Raw genomic sequence first — 25,755 nt, 5'->3', positions numbered from 1 at the left:
GCCATGACCCCCACCCAGTACTGTCAGGACAAGGCCGCCCGCAGCGGTTCCAGTTTCTATTACAGCTTCCTCTTTCTGCCCCGGGACAAACGGGAGGCGATCACCGCCCTCTACGCCTTCTGCCGCGAGGTAGACGATTGCGTGGACGAGTGCCGGGAAACCGAAGTGGCCCGGGCCAAGCTCGCCTGGTGGCGCACCGAGCTTGATCGCCTCTACAACGGCGTGCCGCAACACCCGGTGAGCCGGGCACTCGCCCCCGTGGTGGCGCGCCACGATTTGCCCCGGGAACAGTTGGAGGAAATCGTGGATGGCATGGAAATGGACCTCACCTTCAACCGCTACCCGGACTTCCGCACCCTCGAGCTTTACTGCTACCGGGTGGCTTCGGTGGTGGGCCAGCTCGCCGCCACCCTGTTTGGTCACAGCGACCGGCGCACCCTCAGGTACGCCCACGATCTGGGGCTTGCCTTCCAGCTCACCAACATCATCCGGGACGTGGGGGAGGATGCCCGTCGCAACCGCATCTATCTGCCCCTGGAGGACTTGCACCGTTTTGGCGTGGGGGAGGAGGACATCCTCGCCGGCCGCTACACGGCCGCCTTCCGGGAACTCATGGCCTTCCAGGTGGCGCGTGCCCGCGCCACCTATGCCCGGGCTTTTGCCCAACTGCCCGCGGCGGACCGTCGCAACCAGCGCCCCGGCCTCATCATGGCCGCCATCTACCAGGCCCTGCTCACCGAGATCGAACGCGACGGTTTCCGGGTCCTCGATCGCCGCACCGCCCTCACCCCCCTGCGCAAGTTCTGGATCGCCTGGAAAACCTGGGTGAGCCCATGAAAGGCGCCGTGGCTGTGCTCGGCGCCGGCTGGGCGGGACTGGCCGCAGCGGTGGAACTGGCGCACCACGGAATGACGGTGACCGTCTTCGAAAGCGCCCCCCAGCCCGGCGGGCGTGCCCGCGCAGTGAAGCTGCGGGGCATCGCCCTGGACAACGGCCAACATATCCTTTTGGGCGCCTACCGGCAGACCTTGGCGCTCATGGCGCGGGTCAACCCCCGCTGGCGGGAGTGCCTCCTGCGTCTACCCCTGACCCTGCGGGTGGAGCCGGGCGTGAGGCTCGCCGCCCCGCGACTGCCCGCCCCCTGGCACCTCGCCGCGGCGCTTCTGCGTGCCCAGGGACTGGGCTGGCGGGACCGGCTGGCGGCCCTGCGGCTCTTTGCATCCCTGCGGCGCCACCGCTTTCAGCTCGACGAAGACACGAGCGTTGCCCACTTCCTCGCCGCGCGGCGGCAGACCGAACGCCTTGCCCGCTTCCTCTGGCATCCCCTGTGTCTCGCCGCCCTCAACACGCCGCCGGAAATCGCTTCGGCGCAGGTCTTCGTCAACGTCCTCCACGACGCCCTCGCCCGTAGCCGGGCTGACAGCGACCTGCTGCTGCCCCGGGTGAACCTCTCGGCCCTATTTCCCCAGCCCGCCGCCGCCTATCTGCTGCGCCGGGGCGGAAGCCTCCTCCTGGGGGAACGGGTGGAGTCCCTCGCCAGGACGGAAGGGGGGTGGCGCGTGGAAACCCGGCAAGGCAGTGCAACCTTCCCCCAGGTGATTTGCGCGCTGCCCCCCAAGGCCGCGGCGAGGCTCCTTTCGCCCCTGCCAGGGATGGAAGCGGTGGCGCGGGAAATCTCGGGGCTCGCGCCGCAGCCCATCCACACCGTCTATCTCCGCTATGGGGCGCGCCTGCGCCTGCCGGCGCCGATGCTGGGGCTGGCGCGAGGGCCCGGGCAGTGGGTGTTCGACCGGCAGTCCCTCACCGGCGAGGCGGGCCTCCTTGCCGTGGTCATCAGCGCAGAAGGCCCCCACGACACCTGGGATCACGCCCGCCTGGCCCAGACCGTGGCCCGGCAGCTCACGGAACAGCTGGGATTGCCCCAGCCGGAATGGACGGGGGTGATCGGCGAAAAACAGGCCACCTTCTCCTGCACCCCGGGCCTTTCGCGCCCCGGCAGTCAGACCCCGCTGCCCGGCTTGTTGCTGGCGGGCGATTACGTCGCCGCGGCAGAAGGGGAACGGGACTATCCCGCCACCATCGAAGGCGCGGTGCGAAGTGGGGTACAATGCGCGCGCCACATCCTCGGACGCCGTTGATCCCCCCACGCCGGGCAAATCCCATGATCGCCTATCATCCCCCGCCCGATCTGCTCAAGGAGCGGGTCATCCTCGTCACCGGCGCCGGCCAGGGCATCGGCCAGACCGCCGCCCGCACCTTCGCCGCCTACGGCGCCACGGTGATTCTCCTCGGCCGGGACGAAAGGCGCCTGGAGGAAACCTATGACCTCATCGCCGACGCCGGCCATCCGGAGCCGGTGATTTTCAGTCTCGACCTGGAGAAGGCCACGGACGAGGATTTCCAGCGTATGGCCGATGCCATCGAGGGACAGCTCGGCCGCCTGGATGGCATTCTGCACAATGCCTCCCGTCTGGACGCCCTGGTGCCTCTGGAGCTGGAAACCATGGCGCAGTGGCTCGGCATCCTGCGCGTCAATCTGGTGGCCCCCTTTGCCCTGACCCGCGCCTGCCTGCCCCTGCTCAAGGCAGCGAGAGACGCTTCGGTGGTCATGACTTCGGAAACCCACGGGCGCAAACCCAGCGCCTACTGGGGCGCATTTGGTGTGTCGAAATGGGCGCTGGAGGCGCTGGTGAGGACCTGGGCCCAGGAACTGGAAATCACGCCCCAGGTGCGCATCAACGCGCTGGTGCCCGGCCCCGTGCAATCCCCCCAGCGGCGCCGGACCCACCCGGGGGAGCTGCCCACGCTTCTGCCCCGCCCCGAGGAGATCATGCCCGCCTACCTCTACCTCATGGGTCCGGACAGCCGGGGCGTGAGTGGCACCGTCCTCGACGCCCAGCCGCTTACTTGAGGAAGAACTGCAGTTTTTCCCCGTCAATCTCCAGTTGATCGAGATTGTCCAGGGGATGGGGCTCGCTGCCGATAGTGCGGCCGTTGACCACCGGCAGCCGGCGGCCGCTCACATGGGTGACGAAATAGCCGTGGGGCCGGCGGGAAATGATGGCCCGGTTGCCGGGTCGTCCGAAGGGCGTGATGGGCCGCAAAAGCTCGATTTCCCTGCCCGCCTCCGCCCCCGACAGCAGCCGCACCGCCCCCAGGGGGAAGACGCTCTTCACCGCCCGCGCGGTGGCCACCGCGGTCTCCACCTGCAGACCGGTTTGTGCCTCGAGATCGATCCCCACCTCTTTCAGCCGGCTGCGGTCGAAGGCGGGAATCAGGAGGGTTTTGTCGAAATCCATGTCCGGCAGGGCCTTCTGGTTGATGTACTTGATCTTGTAGCGGCCCACTTCGATCACGTCGCCGTTCTGCAGGATATGGCGGCTTACCCGGCGCCCGTTGACCAGGGTGCCGTTGGTGCTCTTGAGGTCTTCCAGAATCTGGTCATTGCCCACCGTCAGGATGACGGCGTGTTCCTTGCTCACCCCCTGATCGGTGATCTGGATGTCGCAGCTTGCGCGGCGCCCGATGACGAACCGATCCTTCTCCAGGAAGTAGTTGCCCAGCACCGTGCCATTCAGGCTCAATACCAGCTTCGCCATATCGATCGCCTCACCGGTTCCACAAGCGGGGAAAAATCCGGGCCCACAACCCGCGCCGCGCGGGGAAGGGCCGATCCACACGGATCGCGGCCACGGAGATGTTGTCATGGCCGCCGTTGTCGTTGGCCATGATCACCAGTTGTTTGACAAGCAGCGGAAGGTTTTCCTGGAGGCTTTCCATGGCAAGCTCGATGTCCGCATCGTCCACCATGTCGTTGAGCCCGTCCGTGCACAAGAGATAGAGATCCCCCGGCAGTGCCCGTTCCTGTTTCACATCGACGACAATGTTCTGGTTCACCCCGAGGGCGCGCGTCACCAGGTTGCGGTTGTGGGATACGCGCGCATCCTCGGTGCTGATGAGCCCCATCTCGAGCTGTTCCTGCAGCAGGGAATGGTCCACCGTCAACTGCGTCAGGCGCCCCTCCCGCAGGCGGTAGGCGCGGGAATCCCCCGCATGGGCGATGGTCACCATGTCGTCGTGGAACAGCGCCATGACCAGGGTCGTGCCCATGCCCTGGAACTGGGGCCGGTTGTGGGCCGCATGGTAGATGGCCTGGTTGGCGCGGTTGACCGCGGCACGGATCACGTCGGTGGAGACAGGCTCCCGTGCCCCCTTGTCCCCCAGCTTGCCCTTCAACTCATTGGTGACGATGAGGGTGGCCATGCCGGCCGCCACGTCGCCCGCCTTGTAGCCTCCCATGCCGTCGGCGACGATGACAAGCCCCATGTCCTCATCCACGGCCACACTGTCTTCGTTGAAATTGCGCACCAGCCCGGCGTCGCTCAGGCTGGCAAAGGTCAAGGCATGACTGAGTTTCATGGAACACCTGCTTGGGCAGGGGGCCGCGCCCCCTTGCCTCCGATTTGTTGCGACAGCATATTACTTCGCCGCCGGTTGGGCCAGGCTTAACTTTTTGTTCACTTTGACGCTAATGGCATGGCGCCCCGGCAAGGCCGCGGCCGGGGCATTTTCCCTGTCATGACAAGCACATGGCGAATGCCCGGGATTAACGGCGCGCGGGCGCAAAACTTGAGGCCCCCGCCCTTTTCCCTTGACAGGGACCGGCCTAAAAACTACCGTTGAGTGCCTCACGGAAGCCGCACGGGCTGAAGACATTTCCGCCATGGTCATCGAGAAGCTGGGTCGTTACGTCATCGTCGAGGAGCTGGGCCAGGGGGCCATGGGTGTGGTCTACAAGGCCGTGGACCCTCTGATCGATCGCACCGTGGCGATCAAGACCATCAACCTGGACCTGTCCCGGGATGAGCTGGAAACCTTCGAAAAGCGGTTCCAGCGGGAGGTCCAGTCCGCGGGCAAACTCAATCATCCCAATATCGTCACCATCTACGATGTGGGCCGCGCGGAGGGCGTGGCCTACATGGCCATGGAATTCCTGCAGGGCAAGGAGCTGCGGGAGATTCTCGATTCCGGTGTGGTCCTGCCCATCGAGAAGGTGGTGCACATTGCCGCCCAGGTATGCGATGGCCTCGCCTTTGCCCACGAGCATGGCATCGTGCATCGGGACATCAAGCCGGCCAACATCATGGTGCTGAAGAACGGCATGGTGAAGATCACCGACTTCGGCATCGCCCAGGTCTCTTCCGCCTCCCGCACCATGGCCGGCATGGTCATGGGTTCGCCCAAGTACATGTCCCCCGAGCAGGTGGTGGGCCAGACGGTGGATGGACGTTCCGATATCTTTTCCCTCGGCGTGGTGTTGTACGAAATGCTCACCGGCAAGACCCCCTTCGTCGGCGACAACATCAGCGCCATCATGTACCAGATCCTCAACGAGGAACCCATCCCGCCCAAGGCCTTCAACCAGAACATCCCCGATTCCATCAACTACATCGTCCTCAAGGCCCTGGCCAAGCAACCGGATGCCCGTTACCAGACGGCGAAGGAACTGGCGCGGGATTTGCGCAAGTACAAGACCCTGGTGGTGCCGGCGCCGGGGGAAAACCCAGCCCCGGCGGCACCCCTGGAGCGGCGCCGCACGCCCCGCGACAGTCTGGGTGACAAAACCCAGGTCATCGCCCGCTTGAGTGAGGAAGAGGAAAACCCACCCCCCGCACCGGCTGCCGCCAGACGGCGCTGGCCCCATTGGGCGCTGCTGGCGGGCATCCCCCTCCTGCTTGCCGTCTTCATCGGGCTGATTGTCAGCCGCAAGGCGCCGGCCCCGCCGCCGCAGGTCGCCGCACCGCCCGTCGTCGTGGCAGAAGCCTCATCCCCGAAGGCGGAACAAGCCGCGCCCACCTCGGCTACCCCCGAGGCGCCCGCGGCTAGCCCCGAGGCGCCCGCCGCCCGGCCGGGAGCGCAAGAGGAAAAGAAACAAGCCGAAGAGAAAACGGAAGCCAAACCCACCCCGCCCGCCGGCAAAATGGCCACCAAGCCCGCCGGTGAGGCCACCGCCGCCCGCCGCGAGAAAAGCGAGCCCCGGCCCAAGGCGGTGGCCCTCACCTCCACCGCGGAAAGCCGGGTGGTGGAGCACGAGGCGGGCCCCGCGGCGGGGACGGCCACCCTCCTTCTGGCCATCAGTCCCTGGGGCGAGGTGTTCGTGGACGGCGTGCGCCAAGGGGTCAGCCCGCCGCTGCGGGAGCTGAAGGTCGCGGCCGGGGAACATCGCATCCTGATCGTCAACCAGACCTTCGCCCCCTACACGGAGACGATCCGGGTGGAAGCGGACGGCACCCACAAGATCAAATACAAATTCAGCAAATAGGCACCCCCATGATCCTGGCTCGCTGGCTTTGCCTCCTTGCCGCCCTGCTGGTCGCCGGCTGCGCCAGCCAGACGGCGCGCGACCTGGGCGTGGACAAGCTTGCCGTACGTAAGGCGGAAAAGCTCCTCTCCCAGGGCATCAGCCAATACGAGGACGGCAACTACAAGGCCGCCCAGAAAAGCCTCAACGAGGCCCTGGACGCGGGGCTTGCCTTCCAGTCGGACAAGATTGCCGCGCGCAAATACCTTGCCTTCATCTATTGCGCCTCGGGCCAGGAACGGGCCTGCCGGGACGAGTTTCGCCGGATTTTCGAGCTGGACCCGGACTTCCGCCTGGACCCCACGGAGGAAGGTCATCCCATCTGGGGGCCCATCTACCGGTCGGTGAAGTCGGAGATGGCGGCCCGCAGCCGTTCCCGCTGAGGCATCTTCAGCGGTAGAAAAATTCCAGGCGGGTACCCGCCACGTCCAGGATGTCGTGATCGTTGAGGAGATGGGGGGTGGCGCCGATTTCCATCCCGTTCACCTGGGGATAGGTGTCGCCCTCGACGAAGCTCAGATAATAGGCGGGGCCCCGCCGGGAAATCACCGCCGTCTGAATGCCCGGCTTACCCAGCGTGGTCACCGCGCGGGTGAGCGCGGTCTCGCGCCCGGCACCGGGCCCGGCCAGAAGTCGCAGATGGCCCGTGCCCTGGACCGTGGTGGGTGGCGTCGGCGCTAGCAAAGCCGTCGGGCTGCCCAGGATTTCCGTATCCGGCAGCACTTCACTTGCCTCTCCCCCTTCCACCTCCAGGTGGAACAGGGTCTGCCCTTCCCCGGCGGTCGCCGCGCGCACTGCAGCTTCCTTCTGGGCGCGGGTTTCCGGCGGCAGCCACACCGATGCCGGCTCCGTCCATGGCTCATGCAGGTAGCGTAGGGTGAAGCTGCCGATGGTCACCTCGTCGTCAGCCTGCAAATGGTGATGGCGGATGAGCCGGCCGTTCACCCGCACGCCGTTCATGCTGTTCAGATCCTGGATGAAGGAATCGTTGCGGATGGTGATGATCAGGGCGTGTTCATTGCTGACGGAAAGGTCATCGAGGACGAGGTCGTTGTCCAAGCGGCGGCCGATGCGGATACGCTCCCGGTCGAGGAGGCGCTCACCCAGCGGGTTGCCGTTGGCATCGAAAATGAGCAGGCGGGACATGGTGCCCTCTAGCGGATTCCCACGATAATGACGGAGATGTTGTCGTAGCCCCCGGCGGTATTCGCCGCCGCCACCAGCGCCTTGGCCGCCGCCTCCACCTCCCCCTGGGTATCACTCAGAATGGCGGCGATTTCTTCATCGGGGATCATATCGAACAAGCCGTCTGTGCAAAGGAGATAGAGATCGCCGGCGGCGACAGCCTGTTCCTGCACATCCACTTCCAACCCCGGTTCCACCCCGAGGGCGCGCGTGATGAGCCCGCGGCCCCCCATCAGGCGTGCCTGTTCCAGGGTGATGAGCCCGAAATCGATCTGTTCCTGGAGGACGGTATGATCCACCGTGAGCTGGGCGAGCTGGCCGGCGCGGAAACGGTACACCCGGGAATCCCCGATGCTGGCGATGATGGCCCGCTGGCCCTGCAAAAGCAGCGCCACCAGGGTGGTGCCCATGCCGGCGTAGGCCGGCTCCTGGAGACTGGCTTCGAAGACCGCCCGGTTGGCCTTGACAATCGCCGTGCACAGGCGCATGGCCGGCGCACTCAGCACCGCGCTGCAGCCTTCCTGCGCCGGCAGGGAAAGGGGAAGCTGACGGAACTCGGCGAGGACCATGCGCACCGCCAGCCGGCTGGCCACCTCGCCCGCGTTGCAGCCGCCCATGCCATCGGCCACCAGGAATAGGCCCGCGTCCAGGTCCCACGCCAGGGCATCTTCATTGTTGGTGCGCAGCCGGCCGGCATCGGTAAGCGCCGCGAAGGTCACGTGCAACGCCCGGTCAGGGGAAGCCGACCACTCCATGCCCGTTTCCATCTGCATGCTACGCACCCTCGTCAAAGTGCCGGGGCGTCTTTATGGGACCGCCAGGGCCAACCGCCCGGCGCCGGCGCTATTACGATGTCATTCTACGGGGCCGCCCGGAGCATGGCAACCGCCTCCTCCACCCGCTCGACGCCAAAGATCTCCAGCCCGGGCGGGGCCTGCCGGGGAACGTTGGACCGCGGCACGATGGCGCGCTCAAAACCCAGTTTGGCGGCCTCCTTCAGGCGGTCCAGCCCCCGCTGCACGGGACGCACCTCGCCGGCCAGGCCCACCTCGCCGAAGACCACCAGTTTGGGCGGCAGGGGCTGGTCCCGCAAGGAGGAGACGATGGCCAGCAGCACGGCGAGGTCCGCCGCCGGTTCGCTGATGCGCACCCCCCCCACGGCATTGACGAAGACATCTTGATCGAAACAGGCAATCCCCGCATGGCGGTGCAGGACCGCCAGCAGCATGGCCAGCCGGTTCTGCTCCAGCCCCACCCCCAGTCGCCGGGGATTCGCCGTGTGGGCCTCGTCCACCAAGGCCTGCACCTCCACCAGGAGGGGGCGGCTGCCTTCCTGGGTCACCAGGATGCAGGAGCCCGCCACCTGCCGGCCATGGTGGGAAAGGAACAGGGCGGAGGGGTTGGCTACTTCGCGCAAACCCTTCTCCGTCATGGCGAACACCCCCAGCTCATTGACGGCGCCGAAACGGTTCTTGAAGGCGCGCACGAGGCGAAAGCTGGAATGGGTGTCACCCTCGAAATAGAGGACCGTATCCACGATGTGTTCCAGCACGCGCGGGCCCGCCAGCGCGCCTTCCTTGGTGACATGCCCGACCAGAAGCACCGCGGTGCCGGACTGTTTCGCATACCGGGTCAGTTGGGCGGCGCATTCCCTCACCTGTGCCACACTGCCCGGCGCAGACTGCAGGGCATCGGAATAAAGGGTCTGGATGGAGTCGATCACCACCACGCGGGGCGCCGAGTTGCGCAGGGCCGCAAGAATCCGTTCCAGCCCGATTTCCGCCAAGAGGGCTACACGGCTTGCATCGAGCGCCAGGCGGCGCGCCCGCAGGGCCACCTGCTCGGCGGACTCCTCGCCGCTCACGTAGAGCACCTCCTGCTTCCGGCTCATGTGGGCCAGCGCCTGCAGCAGGAGGGTGGATTTGCCGATGCCCGGATCCCCGCCCAGCAACACCACGGCGCCCGGCACCAGCCCGCCCCCCAGAACCCGGTCGAGCTCGCCCACCCCCGTTGACCAGCGCGGCATCTCTTCGGCATCCACTTCCGCGAGCCGTTTCAGGCGTCCATCCGCCGCCAGCCCCTGGTAGCGATGGCTGCCCGTTGCCGGTGTTTCCGCCACCGTCTCCAGGAGGGTGTTCCAGGCACCGCAATGGGGACACTGTCCCTGCCATTTCAGGCTCTGCCCGCCGCAGTCGCTGCAGACGTAGACCGTTTTTGCCTTGGCCATGGCTATTCGACGACGAGGGGCACGCGCTCGGCGCGGCCGGTCAAGAGTTCATAGCTGACGGTTCCGGCACAGGCAGCCACCGTCTCCACCGGCAAACCCCGTCCCCACAGGGTGACCGGCGTGCCCACGCCGGCGCCAGGCAGGTGGGTGAGGTCCACGGCCAGCATGTCCATCGACACCCGCCCCAGCGTCCGGCTGGGCGCACCATCCACGAGCACCGGTGTGCCGGTCCCCGCATGACGGGGGTAGCCGTCGGCGTAACCACAGGCGACGATGCCCACACGCATGTCCCCCGGGGCGACGAAAGTGGCACCGTAACCCACACCATCGCCGCGACCGAGCCGCTGCACGGCAATGACGCGGGAGACGAGGCTCATGGCAGGCTGAAGCCCCAGCTCCGCCCCAGTTTGCTCCGGAAACGGCGAGGCGCCGTAGAGCATGAGGCCGGGGCGGACCCACGCGCCATGGGTTTCCGGGTAGCGCAAAAGCGCGGCAGAGTTGGCCGCACTGAAATTCCGGCTGTCCCCGATCAGCCGGAAAAAGCGGGCAAGCTGCTCCCCCGGCCCACCGGCTTCGTCGGCACAGGCAAAATGGGTCATGAAGGTGATGCGGGCCACCACCGGGCAGGCCTGAAGTCTCGCCCAGGCCGCAGGAAAATCCGCCGCGGAAAAACCCAGCCGGTTCATCCCCGTGTTGACCTTGAGGAACACTTCGAGCCGGGGCCCCGGCGGCAGCGCCTCCAGCATGGCCAGTTGTTCCTCGTCATGCACCACGAGCATAAGCTGCCGCTGCACCGCTTCGCCCAGTTCATCCGGGGCGAAGACGCCCTCCAGGAGCAGGATGGGCTGGCGAAACCCCGCCTCCCGCAGACGCACGGCCTCCTCGAGGGTGAGCACGGCGAAACCATCCGCTGCCGCCAGGGCCGCGGCCACCGGCAACAGGCCATGGCCATAGCCATTGGCTTTGACCACGGCGAGGATGCGCGCCGTGGTCTTGCTGCGGGCAACGGCGAGGTTGTGGCTTAAGGCGTCACGGTGGATGAGCGCTTGGAGGGGGCGGGACATGGGCCGGAAGTTCCCTTGGGCAAGGCAAGGCAGTTCAGTAGGTGCCCGGATGGGCCAGATTCTCGAACCGGGTGTATTCCCCAAGGAAGGTCAGTTTGACGGTGCCGATGGGTCCATTGCGCTGTTTGCCGATGATGATCTCGGCGATTCCCTTGTCGGGTGTTTCCGGGTTGTACACCTCGTCCCGGTAGATGAAGAGGATCAGGTCCGCATCCTGCTCGATGGCCCCGGATTCCCGCAGATCGGACATCACCGGCCGCTTGTTGGGACGGCTTTCCAGGCTGCGGTTGAGCTGGGAGAGGGCGATCACCGGCACATCCAGCTCCTTGGCCAGCGCTTTCAGGGAACGGGAGATCTCGGAAATCTCGGTGGCGCGGTTTTCGCCCTGGTTGCTGCCGCTCATGAGCTGCAGATAGTCGATGACGATGAGCCCCAGCCGTCCACACTGGCGATGCAGCCGCCGCGCCCGTGCGCGCAGTTCCAGCGCGGAAAGGGCGGCGGTCTCGTCGATGTAGATGGGGGCATCGTTGAGCTTGCCCACGGCATAGGTGAGGCGTTGCCAGTCTTCGTCCATGAGGCGGCCGGTGCGCACACGGTGCTGATCGAGCCTGCCCACCGAACCGATCATGCGCATGACGAGCTGGGTGCCGGCCATCTCCATGGAAAATACCGCCACCGGCAGGCGCGTCTCCAGGGCCACGTGCTCGGCGATGTTGAGGGAGAACGCCGTTTTCCCCATGGAGGGCCGGCCGGCAATGATGATGAGATCGCCCGGTTGCAGGCCGGAGGTCATGCGATCCAGATCCGTGTAGCCGGTGGGGATGCCGGTGACCTCGCTGGCACTGTCGCGCTGGAAGAGGAGATCGATGCGTTCCACCACCTGGGTGAGCAGCGGCTGGATCTCGCTGAAGCCCTGTTTGCCGCGGTTGCCCATCTCGGCGATGTGAAACACTTTGGCCTCGGCCTCATCCAGCAGCTCCGAGGCGGAGCGCCCGCCGGGGTTGTAGGCGGAATCGGCAATGGCCGTCCCCACTTCGACCAGGCTGCGCATGATGGCGCGGTCGCGGACGATTTCCGCATAGCGGCGGATGTTGGCCGCCGAGGGGGTGTTCTGCGCCAGGGTGGCGAGGTAGGCGAGCCCCCCCACCGTGGCCAGTTCGCCGGCATTTTCCAGAGCCTCGGCCACGGTCACGACGTCGGCCGGTTTATTTGCCTCCAGCAGCCCGACAACGTGGCGGTAGATGAGGCGGTGATCGTAGCGGTAGAAATCCTCCTCCCGCAAAAGATCGCCGATGCGCTCCCAGGCACTGTTGTCGAGCAGCAATCCGCCCAACACGGCCTGTTCCGCCTCCACCGAATGGGGGGGGAGTTTGATGGCTTCGAACTGCTGGTCGCCCATGGTCGTTTCCACGCTCACGCCGCGATGCGGTCGGGGAGAAGCTAGTATAGCGGTCACGGAAGCAAAAAGGGCTGCCCCCTGGCAGCCCCCGCAACCGACGACGCCGCGCCTTTCACTCGGGAACGACGGTCACCGTGATGCTGGTGCGCACGTCGGTGTGCAGCACCAGGTCGATCGCATATTCGCCGATGGCTTTGATGGGCCCGGCCGGCATGCGGATTTCCGATTTGGCGACACTGATGCCCTTGGCCTTGAGGGCCTCGACGATGTCCACCGTGCCCACGGAGCCAAACAGCTTGCCATCGACACCGGCCCGCTGCGCGATCTGGACGTTCATGCCCGCGAGCTGGTCCGCCCGCGCCTGGGCGGCAGCGAGTTTTTCCGCTTCCTGGCGTTCCAGTTCGGCACGCCGCCGCGCAAACTCCTCGATGTTTTCCGGCGTGGCGCGCTTGGCCTTGCCTTGCGGGATTAGATAGTTGCGCGCATAGCCGTCCTTGACCTTCACCACATCGCCGAGCTGGCCCAGGTTGGCCACTTTTTCCAACAGGATCACTTGCATCGCCGCCTCCTCAGTGCTGGTCGGTGTAGGGCAGCAGGGCAAGGAAACGGGCCCGCTTCACGGCCGTGGAAAGCTGCCGCTGATAGCGCGCCTTGGTGCCGGTGATGCGGGCGGGAATGATCTTGCCCGTCTCGCTGATGAAATCCTTGAGCAGATTGACATCCTTGTAATCCACTTCCTTGATGCCTTCCGCGGTGAAGCGGCAGAACTTGCGGCGTTTGTACATTTGCCGGGACATGTTTCACCTCTCGTCGGTCAATTCGATCGTTTGCACGTGCAGCACAAGCTGCGGCTCGGTGCGGCTTTTCCGCGTCAGATAACCTTCACACACCACCTGCGCATCCCGGGGCCAGCGGGCAATGGTTTCCGCCAACGCCTCGAAGGCCATGGCGGGGATCAGACACTCGACCCTGCGCCGGCTTTGCCCGGTCTGCTGTTCCGAGCGATGCGCCAGAAGGAAACGCAGAACGGCCACCCCCGCCGGGGTATGGCGCAGGCTGCCCTTGTCGATGATCCGGCCGCAGATGCGCGTCCGGTTGCACGCCACGTCAGCCTTCGTTGGATGCTTCCGCGGCGGCGGGCGCCTCGACCGCCTCCGGTTTGTCGCCGGTGGGCACGGTCTTGGCCTTCTCCTCCTTCATCATCGGCGAAGGTTCGGTGACCGGTCCCTTCATGCGGATGATGAGGTGGCGCAGCACCGCATCGTTGAACTTGAAGGCATGGTCCAGCTCGTCCAGCGTGGCCTGGTCGCACTCGATGTTCATGAGCACATAATGGGCCTTGTGGACTTTCTGGATGGGATAGGCAAGCTGCCGGCGGCCCCAGTCTTCCAGCCGGTGGATGCGGCCGTTACGGCCGGTGATGAGGGTTTTGTAACGTTCGATCATCCCCGGCACCTGCTCGCTCTGGTCCGGATGGACGATGAACACGATCTCGTAATGTCGCATGCACTCTCCTTGTGGATAAAGCCTGCCGCGGTGCGCACGGATCAGGCAAGGTTTGCCTCTTTTCCCGATTGGCAATCGGGGAACGGCCAATTCTACCGGCTCCCGTCAGGCGCCGCAAGCCGCCCGGCAGGACAATGGCCTGCCCGACAGGAATCGAACCTGTAACCCCCAGCTTAGAAGGCTGGTGCTCTATCCGGTTGAGCTACGGGCAGCAAGACAAGGACGCCGCAAGGGCGCGAGGGGTCGGGGTGGAGGGATTCGAACCCCCGACTTCCTGCTCCCAAAGCAGGCGCGCTACCAGGCTACGCTACACCCCGAACGACGCGCGACTATAGCGTCCGCCCCCCAAAAAAGCAACGCAAAGCCCTTGAGGAAAAGGGGCTTGCAGTGCGATCATTCGGTTTTTTTCCCCCGCCTTCATGAGCGCCCGAATCCTCAACGGCAAGGCCCTTGCCGAAACGCTACTCGCGGATGTGCGCCGCCAGGTGGAGGTGCGGCTTGCCGCTGGCAAACGCCCCCCGGCCCTGGCGGTCATCCTGGTGGGCGACGACCCCGCTTCCACCATCTACGTACGCAACAAACGCAAGGCCTGCGAGACGGCGCGGGTCCGCTCGGTTTCCCATGATCTGCCCGCCGCCATCCCGGAACAGACGCTGTTGCACCTCATCGACGAACTCAATGCCGATGCCAGTGTGGACGGCATCCTCGTCCAGGCACCCCTGCCCCCCCACATCGACGGGGAGACGGTGATCGAACGCATCCGGCCGGACAAGGACGTGGACGGTTTCCATCCCTACAACATCGGCCGGCTGGCAGTGCGCCTACCCATCCTGCGCTCCTGCACGCCCTGGGGTGTGATGCACCTGTTGCGCAGCACGGGCACCGAGCTCAAGGGCAGGCAGGCGCTGGTGGTGGGGGCATCCAATCACGTGGGTCGGCCCATGGCCCTGGAGCTGTTGCTCGCCGGCTGCACGGTGACCATTGCCCACCGTTTCACCCGCGACCTGCCGCAACTGGTCGCCCAGGCGGAAATCCTGGTGGTGGCAGTGGGCAAGCCGGGGCTGATCCGGGGCGAGTGGGTGCGGGAGGGCGCCATCGTCATCGACGTGGGCATCAACCGGCTGCCCGATGGACGCATCTGCGGCGATGTGGAATTCGAAGCCGCTGCCCGTCGCGCCGCCTGGATCACCCCCGTGCCCGGCGGGGTGGGCCCCATGACCGTGGCCACCCTGCTGGCCAACACCCTCCAGGCAGCCAACCTGCACGACCCTCTTTGATCACCCGGCTTGGCGACGATGCCAGGCCTCAAGCAGTGCCACATCCACCCAGGACTTGCCCGCCGCCTCGCCGGCGATGAGCTGAAAGGGGGCCCCGGGCTCGCCCAGATCGCTCAGCACCGCCATCGCACCGCTGAAGTCGTGATTGCGGGTGTAGTCGTTGACGGTCACCACTGTCGCCAAACCGGCTGCCCGGCTCGCGCGGATGCCATTTTCCGAATCCTCGAAAGCCACACAGGCGCGAGCATCCAGCCCAAGGTGCTCGAGAACCCAATGATAGATATCGGGCGCCGGTTTTTTGTGCGGCACGATGTCTCCTGCGCCAATCACCTCGAACCAGTCCTCCGCATCCGGCGCCAGACTGTGGCGCAGCAGGGCGGTGACGTTCTCCGGCGTGGTGGTCGTGGCAATGGCCAGGGAAAGCCCCGCCTGCCGCGCCTCTTCCAGGAGCCGCCGCACGCCCGGCCGCAGGGGAATGCCACCGGTGGCCAGAAGCTGCGTATAGTGGCGGGTTTTGGCCTGGTGCAGCGCCGCCACCAGTTCATCGAAGTCCGGCGGTGGCACGAAATCCGGCCGGTACCGGGCCACGTAGTGGCGGATGCGCTCCTTGCCGCCCGTGATCGTCAGAAGCTCCCCATAGAGGACCCCATCCCACTCCCAGTCCAGGCCAAACTCGCGAAAGGCGGCGTTGAATGCGAGCCGGTGGCCATCACGTTCGGTGTCGGCGAGCGTGCCGTCCACGTCGAAAATCAGGGCTTGCAGGGTCACGGGGCTGCTCCTTCGAGGGAGGGAAGAACCGCGCTTGCGGTACCGGGGAAAAGCTGGTATTAAATCGGCTTTTCGCCGACGGTGACACTGAGATGGCTGCAGAATTCCACAAGACCTTCGCCCCCTACGTACCCAAGAAGGGCGAAGCCTATATGAACCCGAAACAGCTCGCGCATTTTCGCAAAATCCTGGAGGAGTGGAAAGCCGAGCTGTCCCAGGACATCGACCGCACCGTCCACACCATGCAGGACGAGGCGACGGTATTCGCTGATCCCAACGATCGGGCAAGTCAGGAGTCCGACATGGCCTTGGAGCTGCGTAACCGGGACCGGGAACGCAAGCTCATCAAAAAGATCGAGGAGACCCTGGCCAAGATCGACGCCGGGGAATACGGCTACTGTGAAAGCTGCGGGGTGGAAATCGGCCTCAAACGGCTGGAAGCCCGTCCCACCGCCACACTCTGCATCGACTGCAAGACCCTGGACGAGCTGCGCGAGCGGCAAATGGCCAAGTAAACCCTCCATGAGCGCCCCTGCCCCACTGCCGGATACCGACTTCACCCGCAAGCTCAACGGGCTGTTGTACGGCATCATGCAGTGGGATCAGCTCACCGCCTTCTGGCAGCGGGTCGATCCCCAGGCCGGCTGGTACCTCTACGCCGTGGGGGAGCCTCCCCCCACCGCGCCGGCCGATGCCGACCACGTGCGCAAATTCATCACCGACCTGGATCGCCTGCTGCGGGAAGAACACCGGGAGGACTACTGCAGCATCGTCTATGCAGACGATCTGGAGCATCCCACCTTCATCAAGATCTACGACCCCAACCACCTCGGCAGCAGTTGCGGCTCTTCCAGGAATCCCGTCCTGCCCGGCTGGGTGATGAGCCAGGTGCCACCAGTGGAACTGAAACCGGCCTGGATTGTGCCCCAGAGCCGACGCCGCTGGTGGCAGGGCTTCCTCGCCTCGCTGCGCTGAAAGGGCCTCCGGCCCAGCCCCCTGCCGATCGGTAGGACCCACCTCCCGGCCTGGGCGCCGGCGCCTTGGCGCCACGCTAGCGGGAGCGGGGCGGGTTGAAAAGGCTTCGCCAATGAAAAAGGGCAGCCGAAGCCGCCCTTCTTCCGACCCCAGTAGAAATCAGGCCGCCGGCTCGGGTTTCTTTTCCGCGCTCTCAGCCTTCTGTCCTGCCGGCGGCTCCAAGAGGGCCTTCATGGAAAGACGCAGGCGACCCTTCTCGTCCGCCTCCAGGACCTTGACGCGCACGGTCTGGCCTTCCTTGAGGTAGTCGGAGACGTTGTTCACCCGTTCATGGGCAATCTGGGAGATGTGCAACAGGCCGTCCCGGCCGGGCAGCACACTGACGATGGCGCCGAAATCCAGCAGCTTGAGCACCGTCCCCTCGTACACCTTGCCCACTTCCACTTCGGCGGTGAGTTCCTCGATGCGCCGCTTGGCGGCGGCGCCGGCTTCCGGATTGACGCAGGCGATGGTGACCGTGCCATCCTCGGCGATATCGATCTGGGTTCCGGTCTCCTCGGTGAGGGCACGGATGACGGCTCCACCCTTGCCGATCACGTCCCGGATCTTCTCCGGGTTGATCTTCATGGTGATCATGCGGGGGGCGTAAGTGGAAAGCTCCTCCCGCACTTGGGGCATGGCCTCCTTCATGAGCTTGAGGATGTGCATGCGCCCTTCCCGCGCCTGATTGAGGGCGACCTGCATGATCTCCTTGGTGATGCCGGTGATCTTGATGTCCATCTGCAGGGCAGTGACACCGCGTTCGGTGCCGGCCACCTTGAAATCCATGTCACCCAGGTGGTCCTCATCCCCCAGGATGTCGGTGAGCACGGCAAAGCGGTTCCCTTCCTTGATCAGGCCCATGGCGATCCCCGCCGTATGGGCCTTCACCGGCACGCCCGCATCCATCAGGGCAAGACAGCCGCCGCAGACCGAAGCCATGGAGCTGGAGCCATTGGATTCCGTGATTTCGGAAACGAGGCGGATGGAATAGGCGAATTCCTCCTCGCTGGGCAGCACGGCCAGCAGAGCCCGCTTCGCCAGCCAGCCATGGCCGATTTCCCGCCGCTTGGGCACGCCCACCCGCCCGGTCTCACCGGTGGCATAGGGGGGCATGTTGTAATGCATCATGAAACGCTCGGAATAGCTGCCTTCGAGGGCATCGATGATTTGTGCATCGCGGGCGGTACCCAGGGTCGCCACCACCAGCGCCTGCGTTTCCCCCCGTGTGAAGAGGGCGGAGCCGTGGGCACGGGGTAGGATGCCGGTGCGGATACTGATGGGGCGCACCGTGCGCGTGTCGCGACCATCGATCCGGGGCTCACCGGCGAGGATGCGGCTGCGCACCACCTTGGCTTCCAACTCGAAGAAATGGGACTTGATGGCGTTCTGCGCCATGGTATCCATGTCGGGCGTGATGAGCTCGGCAAAGACTTTTTCCCGGATCGCATCCACCCGCGCCACTCGCTGCTGTTTCTGGGTGATGCGGTAGGCTTCCTGAAGCTCCGCTTCGGCAAGCTGGCGGATGCGTTCCACCAGGGCTTCGTCACGCGCAGGCGGCGTCCAGTCCCACGGCTCGGCACCGGCCTCTTCGGTAAGCTCGTTGATGGCCCGGATGACGGTTTGCAACTGTTCGTGGCCGAACATCACCGCCCCCAGCATCACGTCCTCGGGCAGCTCCATGGCCTCCGATTCCACCATCAACACCGCCTGCTCCGTGCCCGCCACCACCAGATCGAGCTCAGAAGTCTTCAGCTCGCTGATGGTGGGATTGAGCAGATACTGGCCGTCCTGGTAACCCACGCGGGCGGCGCCAATGGGGCCGTGGAAAGGCACACCGGAAAGGGATAGCGCCGCCGACGCCCCGATGAGCGCCGGGATGTCCGGATCCACGTCGGGGTTGGCGGACATCACCGTCGCCACGATCTGCACTTCGTTGTAGAAACCATCGGGAAAGAGGGGCCGCAGGGGGCGGTCGATGAGGCGGGAGGTGAGAATTTCCTTCTCGGAGGGCTTGCCTTCACGCCGAAAGAAGCTGCCGGGAATGCGCCCTGCAGCGTAGGTACGTTCCTGGTAATCCACGGTCAGGGGGAAGAAATCCTGGCCCGGTTTCACCCCCTTCGCCGCCACCACCGTGACCAGCACACAGGTGTCGTCCATGTTAACCATCACCGCGCCGCTCGCCTGCCGCGCGATCTCCCCCGTTTCCAGAGTCACCTGGTGTTTGCCGTAGGCAAAGGTCTTCTTGAAATATGCCACCTTGGGAATCCTCAACTGAAAGGCCGCAGCCACGGCCAGGAAAAAACCAAACCTCCAATTGAAAAAGGCGCGGAGACCGCGCCTTTCCCACACCCGCCTTACTTGCGCAGACCGAGGCGGTCGATCAATGCCCGATAGCGGTCCGCATTGGTGCGCTTGAGATAGTCAAGCAGCTTGCGCCGCTTGCTCACCAGCTTGAGCAGACCGCGGCGGGAATGGTGATCCTTGACATGGGTCTTGAAGTGTTCGGTGAGGTCATTGATGCGCGCAGTCATCAGCGCGACCTGCACCTCGGGCGAGCCGGTATCGCCTTGCGCCAGTTGGTACTCGCGCACAATCTTTGCTTTTTCAGCGGTGGTGACAGCCATTCGTTTCGCTCCAGAGAAAGGCGAAATTTTACACGCCAAATATCCAGTTTCACAAGCTTTTCCCGGCTCCTCCCCCCGCCTGGTGCGCCGCGGCCTGGCTTTCGGCCAAAAGCCGGCGGGGGGCGAGCCGGCCATCCCGGTCAACCTGGGCTATGCCGATAAATTTTTGTTTTTCATCGTAAACCCGGTAAACCCGAGAAAATTCCAGGCGCGGCAGCCAAAGCGCCTGGCCGCGTCTGAAATAGAAAGCCCCGTCGGCATCGAGATCGATGCGGGGAAGATCGGCAACGAGCACGTCGGTGGGCAGCAGCTGGGCCATGCGGTCCGCCTCGCCCATGGCTTCCAGCCGGTCGAGAGCAATGGCGTCGTCGACGGAAAACGGCCCGACACCGGTCCGGCGTAACGCCGCCAGGTGGCCGCCGCAGCCAAGAAGACGCCCGATGTCCTCCGCCAGCACCCGGACATAAGTACCCTTGCTGCAGTGCACGTCCACTTCGAGGGTGTCCCCCGTAAAGTCGAGAAGCCGCAGCTCGTGGATGACCACCCGCCGGGGGGCGCGCTCCACTTCAACACCCTTGCGCGCGTAGTGGTAAAGGGGCCGCCCCTGGTATTTCAGCGCCGAGTGCATGGGCGGCACCTGCTCGATTTCGCCCACGAAACGGCCCAGGACCGCCTCCACCTGTGCCCGGCTGACCTCGACGGGACGGGTTTCCAGCACCTGCCCGTCCGCATCCCCGGTATCCGTGGTCTGGCCCAGCCGGATCACGGCGCGATAGCGTTTGTCCGCGTCGGTCAGATAGTGGGAGAACTTGGTCGCTTCACCGAAACAGATGGGGAGCAGGCCGCTGGCCAGCGGGTCGAGGTTGCCGGTGTGGCCCGCCTTGGCGGCCTGGTAGAGGCGCCTTGCGTGCTGCAACGCGCCATTGGAGGTCATGCCCACAGGTTTGTCCAACAGCAGCACGCCGTCGATGGCGCGCTTCGGCCACTTGCCCCCCATGCGCGTGCTACTCGCCCTGATGACGTTTGGCGTCCTCGGCGATCGCCGCCTCGATGAGCTTGTCCATCTGCATGCCCCGTTCGATGGAGGTGTCATGCACGAAATGGAGCTGGGGCATCACCCGCAATTTGACCCGTCTGGCCACCTCGCTGCGCAGGAAACCCGCCGCCGACTGCAGGCCCTGCAGCGCCTCCTGGACCCGCGCCTGGTCACCGAGGAGACTGAAATAGACCTTGGCATGGGCGTAATCGTTGCTGACCTCCACATCGGTGAGGGTGACCATGCCGATGCGGGGGTCCTTCACTTCCAGGCGAAGCAGGTCGGCGAGCTCGCGCCGGATCTGTTCCGCAACGCGCCGCAGACGGGAATGATCCTTTGCCATGGACTCACGCGGTCATCAGAGTGTGCGGGCGACCTCGACGACCTCGAAGATCTCGAGCTGGTCGCCTTCGCGGATGTCGTTGAAATTGCGGATGGACAAACCGCATTCGAACCCGGCCTTGACCTCTTTCACGTCTTCCTTGAAGCGTTTGAGGGAATCGAGCTCGCCGGTGTGCACCACCACGCCGTCGCGGATCACCCGCACGCTGGCGCCCCGCCGGACCACGCCCTCCAGCACGTAACAGCCCGCCACCGTGCCCACCTTGGAGATGCGGAAGACCTGGCGCACCTCCAGCAGGCCCAGTTGCTGCTCCTTCTTCTCGGGCGCCAGCATGCCGGACAGCGCCGCCTTGATCTCGTCCACCGCATCGTAAATGATGTTGTAATAGCGGATGTCCACCCCCGAACTCTGGGCGAGTTTGCGCGCCTGCGCATCAGCACGCACGTTGAAGCCGATGATCACCGCCTTGGAGGCCAGGGCCAGGTTGACGTCGGATTCGGTGATGCCACCCACCCCGCTGTGGATGATGTTGACCTTCACCTCGGGCGTGGAGAGTTTGCTCAGGGCATGGGTCAACGCTTCCTGGGACCCCTGCACGTCGGCCTTGATGATGAGGGCAAGGGACTTCACCTCGCCTTCGGCCATCTGATCAAAGATGTTCTCCAGCTTCGCCGCCTGTTGCTTGGCGAGCTTCACGTCCCGGTATTTGCCCTGCCGGAACAGTGCAATTTCCCGCGCCTTGCGCTCGTCGAGGACGACGATCGCCTCTTCGCCCGCCTGGGGAACATCGGACAGACCGAGAATCTCCACCGGGATGGACGGCCCCGCCTCCTTCACCTGCCGGCCGTTCTCATCCAGCATCGCACGCACGCGGCCGAAAGCCGTGCCCGCCAGCACCACATCACCCTGATGCAAGGTGCCCGACTGCACGAGCACAGTGGCCACCGGCCCGCGGCCCTTGTCCAGACGGGATTCGATGACCAGGCCCTTGGCCGGGCAGTCCCGCGGTGCCTTGAGGTCCAGCACCTCTGCCTGCAGGAGCACCCGTTCCAGCAAGTCGTCGATGCCTTGGCCGGTCTTGGCGGAGACTTCGACGAACATGGTGTCACCGCCCCACTCCTCGGGCACCACCCCGTGGTTGGACAGTTCCTGTTTCACCCGCTCGGGATTCGCTTCGGGTTTGTCGATCTTGTTGATGGCCACCACCAGAGGCACGTTGGCCGCCTTGGCATGATGGATCGCCTCGATGGTCTGCGGCATCACGCCATCGTCCGCCGCCACCACGAGGACGACGATGTCAGTTGCCTTGGCTCCCCGGGCGCGCATGGCGGTGAACGCCTCGTGGCCCGGTGTGTCGAGGAAAGTGACCATGCCGCGCGGGGTCTGTACGTGATAGGCCCCGATGTGCTGGGTAATGCCCCCCGCCTCGGCGCTCGCCACCCGCGTCCGGCGGATGTAGTCGAGCAAGGAGGTTTTGCCGTGGTCCACATGCCCCATGACGGTGACCACCGGCGCCCGGGGCAGTGCTTCCACCTCCTTGACCTGGGCTTCCTCGAGATAGGCCTCGGGGTTGTCCAACGCCGCCGGCTTGGCCACATGCCCCATCTCTTCCACCACGATCATGGCCGTTTCCTGATCCAGCACCTGGTTGATGGTGACCATGGTTCCCATCTTCATCAGGGCCTTGATGACCTCGGCCGCCTTGACGGCCATGCGATGGGCAAGCTCCGCCACCGTGATGGTCTCCGGCACGAGCACCTCGCGCACGATGGGCTCCGTCGGCGCGGTGAAGGCATGGGCCCCCTCTTCGGCCTTGTGCCGGCCCGCCCTGGGCTTCTCCCGCCAGCCGGCGCCGCTCACATCCCCTTTCACCTTGATGCCGCGCTTCCTTGCCCCTTCCTCCACCCAGCCGGTGGCCGGAGCAGCCTTTTTCTTGGCGCCCTTCTTCTTCTCGGCTTCCGCGGTTTCCTCGGCCTTGGGAATGTGCAGCGTGCCTTCCGCTTTTGCTTCCACCGCGGGGGCGGCGGGTGCGGTCTCCGCCGTCACCTGCGGCGCCACCTCGGCAGGCGCTGCCTCTTCGGCTTTCGGCGCCTCTTCGCCGGCCTTCCGGCTGCGGGCACGTTGCGCCCGTTTCTCCGCTTCCTCTTTCTGGCGGGCGATGAGTTCGGCGGCTTTTCTTGCCTCTTCCTCGCGCTTGATCTGCTGCTCTGCATCGATCACCGCCTGCGCGGGCTTGGCTTCGGCCACGGGTTCGGCCGCCGGCGCTACCAGGTCACGCTTGATGAGGACGCGCTTCTTGCGCACCTCCACCTGGATGGTGCGCGCCTTGCCCGTGGCGTCCGCCTTGCGGATTTCCGTCGTCTCCCGCCGGGTGAGCGTGATCTTGCTGCGGTTTTCTTTGACCCCGTGGGCGCGACGCAGATAGTCCAGAAGCTGCGCCTTGTCCTGCTCGGTCAGGGGATCTTCGGCAGCGCTCTTGTTCACCCCGGCCGCTTTGAGCTGTTCGAGCAGCACCGTTTCCGCCACGCCCAGCTCCGAGGCAAATTGCGCTACGCTCATCTGTGGCATTGAAGCCCTCCCTCTATTCCGTCCGTTCTCTCAACCGCCGCTCTGTTCCGCCGCAAACCACGGCGCACGCGCCGTCATGATGAGGCTCTTGGCCCGCTCCGGGTCCATGCCGGTCATCTCCACCAGATCGTCCACCGCGAGATCGGCCAGCTCCTCCATGGTGGAGATCCCCTTGGCCGCCAGCAGGCGGGCGGTTTCCGCATCCATCCCGGCCACGTTCGCCAAATCCTCGGCGACGTGCTCCACTTTCTCTTCACTGGCGATGGCGTCGGTGAGGAGCACGTTACGGGCCCTGCTGCGCAGTTCGTTGATCGTCTCCTCATCAAAGGCCTCGATCTCCAGCATCTCGGACAAAGGCACGTAAGCGATTTCCTCCAACGACGTGAAACCCGCCTCCACCAGCACCTGGGCGACTTCCTCGTCCACGTCGAGTTTTTCCATGAACTCCTTCATGATCCGCTCCGCCTCTTCGGCGCTCTTCTGCTGGGCTTCTTCCGCGGTCATGATATTGAGGTCCCAGCCGGTGAGCTCGGAGGCAAGGCGCACGTTCTGGCCACCGCGGCCGATGGCCAGGGCAAGCTGGTTCTCTTCCACCACCACGTCCATGCTGTGCTTGTCCTCGTCGACGACGATGCTGGAGATTTCCGCTGGAGCCAGTGCGTTGATCACGAACTGCGCGGGGTCCGCTGACCACAACACGATATCCACCCGCTCACCGGCGAGCTCGCTGGTGACGGCCTGTACGCGCGATCCCCGCATGCCGATACAGGTCCCCTGTGGGTCGATGCGGGGGTCATTGGACTTGACGGCGATCTTCGCCCGTACTCCAGGGTCGCGTGCCGCCGCCTTGATCTCGATCAGACCTTCCTCGATCTCGGGTACCTCCAGCTCGAACAGCTTGACCAGAAACTCCGGCGTGATGCGCGACAGGATGAGCTGAGGGCCCCGCGCCGCACGATCGATCTTGAGTAGATAGGCGCGCACCCGATCGCCCACCCGCAGGTTTTCCTTGGGAATCATCTGATCCCGCGGCAGCACGGCCTCGATGCGACCAGACTCGATGATGGCATTGCCCCGCTCCATGCGCTTGATGACGCCCGTGACCAGGTGCTCCTTGCGCTCCAGGAAGTCATTGAGAATCTGCTCCCGCTCCGCTTCCCGGATTTTCTGCAGGATCACCTGCTTTGCCGTCTGCGCACCGATGCGCCCAAACTCGACGGGTTCCAGGTGTTCCTCGATCACGCCGCCCACCTCGATGTCCGGCTGCTTCTTGCGCGCCTCGGAAAGGGGGATCTGCAGGCCTTCGTCCACATACTCTTCATCGGGCACCACGTGCCAGCGACGGAATGTCTCGTATTTGCCCGTTTCCCGGTCGATGCTCACCCGGACATCTACGTCCTCGTGAAACCGCTTCTTCGTCGCCGAGGCGAGCGCGAGCTCGAGGGCGGAGAACACCACTTCCCTGTCCACGTTCTTTTCGCGCGCCAGCGCATCCACCACCAGAAGAATTTCGCGGCTCATACAACAACCTCCGGTCAAATATTGGGGATGAGACGCGCTTTCTCGATGTTCGCGAGCTCGAACGTCTTCAGCATTCCGTCCACATCCATTTCCAGTACGCCCTCGTGCACGCCTTTGAGCACCCCACTTACGTTGCGACGTCCTTCCACCGGCACACGCAGCTTGAGCTGCGCCCGCTCGCCGGCGAAGCGCTCGAAATCGGCGGCCTTCTTCAAGGGGCGGTCCAGGCCGGGCGACGACACCTCCAGGCGGTCGTAGTCATAGTCGAGCTCCACCGCGAGCAGCCGGGTGAGATGGTTGCTCACCCGCACGCAGTCATCGATGGTGACCCCGCCCGGCTTGTCGATGAATAGGCGAATCAGCCTGCCTCGGTGGCCCCTCTCCAGGTCCACGAGCTCGTACCCAAGTCCGGGCAATGTCTTCTCCAACAGCGCCTGCAAGTCCATACGACCGCCAGAAACAAAAAATGGGCGCAACGCCCATCCCTTTGAGTCGGCCATTATAACAGGAAAACAAGAACTAAGGGAAGGAATCCGCTCTTTGCCGCGAGGCCCGCGGCAAAGAGGCCCACGGCTTCCCCACGGCGGCAAAGCCCCCGGGTGCGCCGCGGCTCAGGCAGGTCCGCCCGGCATCTTAAGGCTGGCGCACTCAAGCTGTCGCCAGCGCGGCTGGGATGCTCCGGTGGAGACTTAGACGGCCGGCACCCCGGGGCATGCCCGACAGTGCGCCAGGGCCAGGGGGATGCGAAGTGTACCTCGTGCAAAAGACAAAGCCCTCTTTTTGAGGGCTTTGTGGGGTGGGGGTGCCTGGCGGTGACCTACTTTCGCGGAGGGGATCTCCACTATCATCGGCGCGAGCC

Annotated in this window: 27 protein-coding genes and 2 tRNA genes; 8 read left to right on the top strand and 21 right to left on the bottom strand. The window is 65.1% G+C overall.

The features are described 5' to 3' along the window. The first annotated feature begins 3 nt into the window (after positions 1-3). Genes hpnD through K6T56_07255 form a run of 3 tightly spaced genes read left to right on the top strand, consistent with a single transcriptional unit; the run spans position 4 to position 2,911 of the window. Entirely contained in the window at positions 4-837 is an 834-nt protein-coding gene (hpnD, locus tag K6T56_07265) for a presqualene diphosphate synthase HpnD (GenBank protein MCL6556142.1), read from the top strand. Beyond that, a complete protein-coding gene (hpnE, locus tag K6T56_07260) occupies positions 834-2,138 on the top strand; it encodes a hydroxysqualene dehydroxylase HpnE (GenBank protein ID MCL6556141.1) in 1,305 nt (434 codons plus the stop codon). Before hpnD ends, hpnE begins: the two co-directional genes overlap by 4 nt. A gap of 23 nt (positions 2,139-2,161) precedes the next feature. Beyond that, a complete protein-coding gene (locus K6T56_07255; protein ID MCL6556140.1) occupies positions 2,162-2,911 on the top strand; it encodes a YciK family oxidoreductase in 750 nt (249 codons plus the stop codon). Here K6T56_07255 and K6T56_07250 read toward each other — a convergent pair. Beyond that, positions 2,904-3,599: an FHA domain-containing protein gene (locus tag K6T56_07250; GenBank protein MCL6556139.1), complete on the bottom strand. Its 696-nt coding sequence runs from the start codon at positions 3,597-3,599 to the stop codon at positions 2,904-2,906. The genes K6T56_07255 and K6T56_07250 overlap by 8 nt on opposite strands. A 10-nt stretch (positions 3,600-3,609) precedes the next feature. Further along, positions 3,610-4,419, bottom strand: a complete 810-nt coding sequence (locus K6T56_07245) for a Stp1/IreP family PP2C-type Ser/Thr phosphatase (GenBank protein ID MCL6556138.1) — start codon at positions 4,417-4,419, stop codon at positions 3,610-3,612. Positions 4,420-4,723: 304 nt separating this feature from the next. Here K6T56_07245 and K6T56_07240 point away from each other — a divergent pair, with 304 nt between their 5' ends. After that, positions 4,724-6,322 (top strand): protein kinase, encoded by a 1,599-nt coding sequence (locus K6T56_07240; protein ID MCL6556137.1) that lies wholly within the window; start codon positions 4,724-4,726, stop codon positions 6,320-6,322. An 8-nt stretch (positions 6,323-6,330) separates the two neighbouring features. Continuing rightward, on the top strand, positions 6,331-6,744 hold the full coding sequence (locus K6T56_07235) for a TssQ family T6SS-associated lipoprotein (protein MCL6556136.1): 414 nt from the start codon (positions 6,331-6,333) through the stop codon (positions 6,742-6,744). Between the two features lie 7 nt (positions 6,745-6,751). On the opposite strand, the gene K6T56_07230 is transcribed toward K6T56_07235, so the two are convergent. The 11 genes from K6T56_07230 to K6T56_07180 form a co-directional block, all read right to left on the bottom strand. Then, on the bottom strand, positions 6,752-7,507 hold the full coding sequence (locus K6T56_07230; protein MCL6556135.1) for an FHA domain-containing protein: 756 nt from the start codon (positions 7,505-7,507) through the stop codon (positions 6,752-6,754). Between the two features lie 8 nt (positions 7,508-7,515). Beyond that, entirely contained in the window at positions 7,516-8,301 is a 786-nt protein-coding gene (locus K6T56_07225) for a protein phosphatase 2C domain-containing protein (protein ID MCL6556134.1), read from the bottom strand. 104 nt (positions 8,302-8,405) lie between these two features. Then, positions 8,406-9,773, bottom strand: coding sequence for a DNA repair protein RadA (radA, locus tag K6T56_07220; protein ID MCL6556133.1), 1,368 nt, complete (start codon positions 9,771-9,773; stop codon positions 8,406-8,408). 2 nt (positions 9,774-9,775) lie between these two features. Further along, positions 9,776-10,837 carry an alanine racemase gene (alr, locus tag K6T56_07215; GenBank protein MCL6556132.1) on the bottom strand — a complete coding sequence of 354 codons (1,062 nt, stop codon included), beginning with the start codon at positions 10,835-10,837 and terminating at the stop codon, positions 9,776-9,778. Between the two features lie 34 nt (positions 10,838-10,871). Beyond that, complete coding sequence (locus tag K6T56_07210) at positions 10,872-12,248, bottom strand: replicative DNA helicase (protein ID MCL6556131.1); 1,377 nt, start codon at positions 12,246-12,248, stop codon at positions 10,872-10,874. A 100-nt stretch (positions 12,249-12,348) separates the two neighbouring features. Next, on the bottom strand, positions 12,349-12,795 hold the full coding sequence (rplI, locus tag K6T56_07205) for a 50S ribosomal protein L9 (GenBank protein ID MCL6556130.1): 447 nt from the start codon (positions 12,793-12,795) through the stop codon (positions 12,349-12,351). A gap of 10 nt (positions 12,796-12,805) precedes the next feature. Beyond that, positions 12,806-13,033 carry a 30S ribosomal protein S18 gene (gene rpsR, locus K6T56_07200; protein MCL6556129.1) on the bottom strand — a complete coding sequence of 76 codons (228 nt, stop codon included), beginning with the start codon at positions 13,031-13,033 and terminating at the stop codon, positions 12,806-12,808. 3 nt (positions 13,034-13,036) lie between these two features. Beyond that, a complete protein-coding gene (priB, locus tag K6T56_07195) occupies positions 13,037-13,342 on the bottom strand; it encodes a primosomal replication protein N (protein ID MCL6556128.1) in 306 nt (101 codons plus the stop codon). A 1-nt stretch (position 13,343) separates the two neighbouring features. Continuing rightward, a complete protein-coding gene (gene rpsF / locus K6T56_07190) occupies positions 13,344-13,742 on the bottom strand; it encodes a 30S ribosomal protein S6 (protein ID MCL6556127.1) in 399 nt (132 codons plus the stop codon). A 135-nt stretch (positions 13,743-13,877) separates the two neighbouring features. Continuing rightward, positions 13,878-13,954: transfer RNA gene (locus tag K6T56_07185), tRNA-Arg, on the bottom strand. Between the two features lie 31 nt (positions 13,955-13,985). Continuing rightward, a tRNA-Pro gene (locus K6T56_07180) sits at positions 13,986-14,059 on the bottom strand. 102 nt (positions 14,060-14,161) lie between these two features. Between K6T56_07180 and folD the strand changes: the two genes are divergently transcribed. Further along, a complete protein-coding gene (gene folD / locus K6T56_07175; protein ID MCL6556126.1) occupies positions 14,162-15,019 on the top strand; it encodes a bifunctional methylenetetrahydrofolate dehydrogenase/methenyltetrahydrofolate cyclohydrolase FolD in 858 nt (285 codons plus the stop codon). Here the strand turns inward: folD and K6T56_07170 are convergent, their stop codons facing one another. Further along, positions 15,020-15,781, bottom strand: a complete 762-nt coding sequence (locus K6T56_07170) for an HAD family hydrolase (protein MCL6556125.1) — start codon at positions 15,779-15,781, stop codon at positions 15,020-15,022. Positions 15,782-15,879: 98 nt separating this feature from the next. On the opposite strand from K6T56_07170, the gene dksA reads away from it, so the two are divergent. Both dksA and K6T56_07160 read left to right on the top strand, forming a co-directional pair. Further along, positions 15,880-16,302, top strand: a complete 423-nt coding sequence (gene dksA / locus K6T56_07165) for an RNA polymerase-binding protein DksA (GenBank protein ID MCL6556124.1) — start codon at positions 15,880-15,882, stop codon at positions 16,300-16,302. A 7-nt stretch (positions 16,303-16,309) separates the two neighbouring features. Further along, positions 16,310-16,762: a hypothetical protein gene (locus K6T56_07160; GenBank protein MCL6556123.1), complete on the top strand. Its 453-nt coding sequence runs from the start codon at positions 16,310-16,312 to the stop codon at positions 16,760-16,762. Between the two features lie 159 nt (positions 16,763-16,921). Here the strand turns inward: K6T56_07160 and pnp are convergent, their stop codons facing one another. The 7 genes from pnp to rimP all read right to left on the bottom strand — a co-directional run bounded on the left by pnp (position 16,922) and on the right by rimP (position 25,342). Further along, positions 16,922-19,069, bottom strand: coding sequence for a polyribonucleotide nucleotidyltransferase (gene pnp / locus K6T56_07155; protein ID MCL6556122.1), 2,148 nt, complete (start codon positions 19,067-19,069; stop codon positions 16,922-16,924). Between the two features lie 89 nt (positions 19,070-19,158). After that, positions 19,159-19,428 (bottom strand): 30S ribosomal protein S15, encoded by a 270-nt coding sequence (gene rpsO, locus K6T56_07150; GenBank protein ID MCL6556121.1) that lies wholly within the window; start codon positions 19,426-19,428, stop codon positions 19,159-19,161. 49 nt (positions 19,429-19,477) lie between these two features. Continuing rightward, a complete protein-coding gene (gene truB / locus K6T56_07145; GenBank protein ID MCL6556120.1) occupies positions 19,478-20,425 on the bottom strand; it encodes a tRNA pseudouridine(55) synthase TruB in 948 nt (315 codons plus the stop codon). A gap of 7 nt (positions 20,426-20,432) precedes the next feature. Next, positions 20,433-20,807 (bottom strand): 30S ribosome-binding factor RbfA, encoded by a 375-nt coding sequence (gene rbfA, locus K6T56_07140; protein ID MCL6556119.1) that lies wholly within the window; start codon positions 20,805-20,807, stop codon positions 20,433-20,435. Between the two features lie 15 nt (positions 20,808-20,822). Then, positions 20,823-23,375 (bottom strand): translation initiation factor IF-2, encoded by a 2,553-nt coding sequence (gene infB / locus K6T56_07135; protein ID MCL6556118.1) that lies wholly within the window; start codon positions 23,373-23,375, stop codon positions 20,823-20,825. A gap of 30 nt (positions 23,376-23,405) precedes the next feature. Continuing rightward, positions 23,406-24,896, bottom strand: a complete 1,491-nt coding sequence (gene nusA / locus K6T56_07130) for a transcription termination factor NusA (protein MCL6556117.1) — start codon at positions 24,894-24,896, stop codon at positions 23,406-23,408. A gap of 14 nt (positions 24,897-24,910) precedes the next feature. Further along, positions 24,911-25,342 (bottom strand): ribosome maturation factor RimP, encoded by a 432-nt coding sequence (gene rimP / locus K6T56_07125; GenBank protein MCL6556116.1) that lies wholly within the window; start codon positions 25,340-25,342, stop codon positions 24,911-24,913. Positions 25,343-25,755: the final 413 nt, after the last annotated feature.

It is taken from the genome of Burkholderiales bacterium, assembly GCA_023511995.1.
Taxonomy (GTDB): domain Bacteria; phylum Pseudomonadota; class Gammaproteobacteria; order Burkholderiales; family Thiobacteraceae; genus Thiobacter.
Note: the sequence above shows the minus strand (reverse complement) of the source record. Positions and strands in the feature narration are given on the sequence as shown.

Coding starts and splice junctions, on each gene's coding strand:
- hpnD (MCL6556142.1), top strand. CDS start 4: ATGACCCCCACCCAGTACTGTCAGGACAAGGCCGCCCGCAGCGGTTCC.
- hpnE (MCL6556141.1), top strand. CDS start 834: ATGAAAGGCGCCGTGGCTGTGCTCGGCGCCGGCTGGGCGGGACTGGCC.
- K6T56_07255 (MCL6556140.1), top strand. CDS start 2,162: ATGATCGCCTATCATCCCCCGCCCGATCTGCTCAAGGAGCGGGTCATC.
- K6T56_07250 (MCL6556139.1), bottom strand. CDS start 3,599: ATGGCGAAGCTGGTATTGAGCCTGAATGGCACGGTGCTGGGCAACTAC.
- K6T56_07245 (MCL6556138.1), bottom strand. CDS start 4,419: ATGAAACTCAGTCATGCCTTGACCTTTGCCAGCCTGAGCGACGCCGGG.
- K6T56_07240 (MCL6556137.1), top strand. CDS start 4,724: ATGGTCATCGAGAAGCTGGGTCGTTACGTCATCGTCGAGGAGCTGGGC.
- K6T56_07235 (MCL6556136.1), top strand. CDS start 6,331: ATGATCCTGGCTCGCTGGCTTTGCCTCCTTGCCGCCCTGCTGGTCGCC.
- K6T56_07230 (MCL6556135.1), bottom strand. CDS start 7,507: ATGTCCCGCCTGCTCATTTTCGATGCCAACGGCAACCCGCTGGGTGAG.
- K6T56_07225 (MCL6556134.1), bottom strand. CDS start 8,301: ATGGAGTGGTCGGCTTCCCCTGACCGGGCGTTGCACGTGACCTTCGCG.
- radA (MCL6556133.1), bottom strand. CDS start 9,773: ATGGCCAAGGCAAAAACGGTCTACGTCTGCAGCGACTGCGGCGGGCAG.
- alr (MCL6556132.1), bottom strand. CDS start 10,837: ATGTCCCGCCCCCTCCAAGCGCTCATCCACCGTGACGCCTTAAGCCAC.
- rplI (MCL6556130.1), bottom strand. CDS start 12,795: ATGCAAGTGATCCTGTTGGAAAAAGTGGCCAACCTGGGCCAGCTCGGC.
- rpsR (MCL6556129.1), bottom strand. CDS start 13,033: ATGTCCCGGCAAATGTACAAACGCCGCAAGTTCTGCCGCTTCACCGCG.
- rpsF (MCL6556127.1), bottom strand. CDS start 13,742: ATGCGACATTACGAGATCGTGTTCATCGTCCATCCGGACCAGAGCGAG.
- folD (MCL6556126.1), top strand. CDS start 14,162: ATGAGCGCCCGAATCCTCAACGGCAAGGCCCTTGCCGAAACGCTACTC.
- dksA (MCL6556124.1), top strand. CDS start 15,880: ATGGCTGCAGAATTCCACAAGACCTTCGCCCCCTACGTACCCAAGAAG.
- K6T56_07160 (MCL6556123.1), top strand. CDS start 16,310: ATGAGCGCCCCTGCCCCACTGCCGGATACCGACTTCACCCGCAAGCTC.
- rpsO (MCL6556121.1), bottom strand. CDS start 19,428: ATGGCTGTCACCACCGCTGAAAAAGCAAAGATTGTGCGCGAGTACCAA.
- truB (MCL6556120.1), bottom strand. CDS start 20,425: ATGGGGGGCAAGTGGCCGAAGCGCGCCATCGACGGCGTGCTGCTGTTG.
- rbfA (MCL6556119.1), bottom strand. CDS start 20,807: ATGGCAAAGGATCATTCCCGTCTGCGGCGCGTTGCGGAACAGATCCGG.
- infB (MCL6556118.1), bottom strand. CDS start 23,375: ATGCCACAGATGAGCGTAGCGCAATTTGCCTCGGAGCTGGGCGTGGCG.
- nusA (MCL6556117.1), bottom strand. CDS start 24,896: ATGAGCCGCGAAATTCTTCTGGTGGTGGATGCGCTGGCGCGCGAAAAG.
- rimP (MCL6556116.1), bottom strand. CDS start 25,342: ATGGACTTGCAGGCGCTGTTGGAGAAGACATTGCCCGGACTTGGGTAC.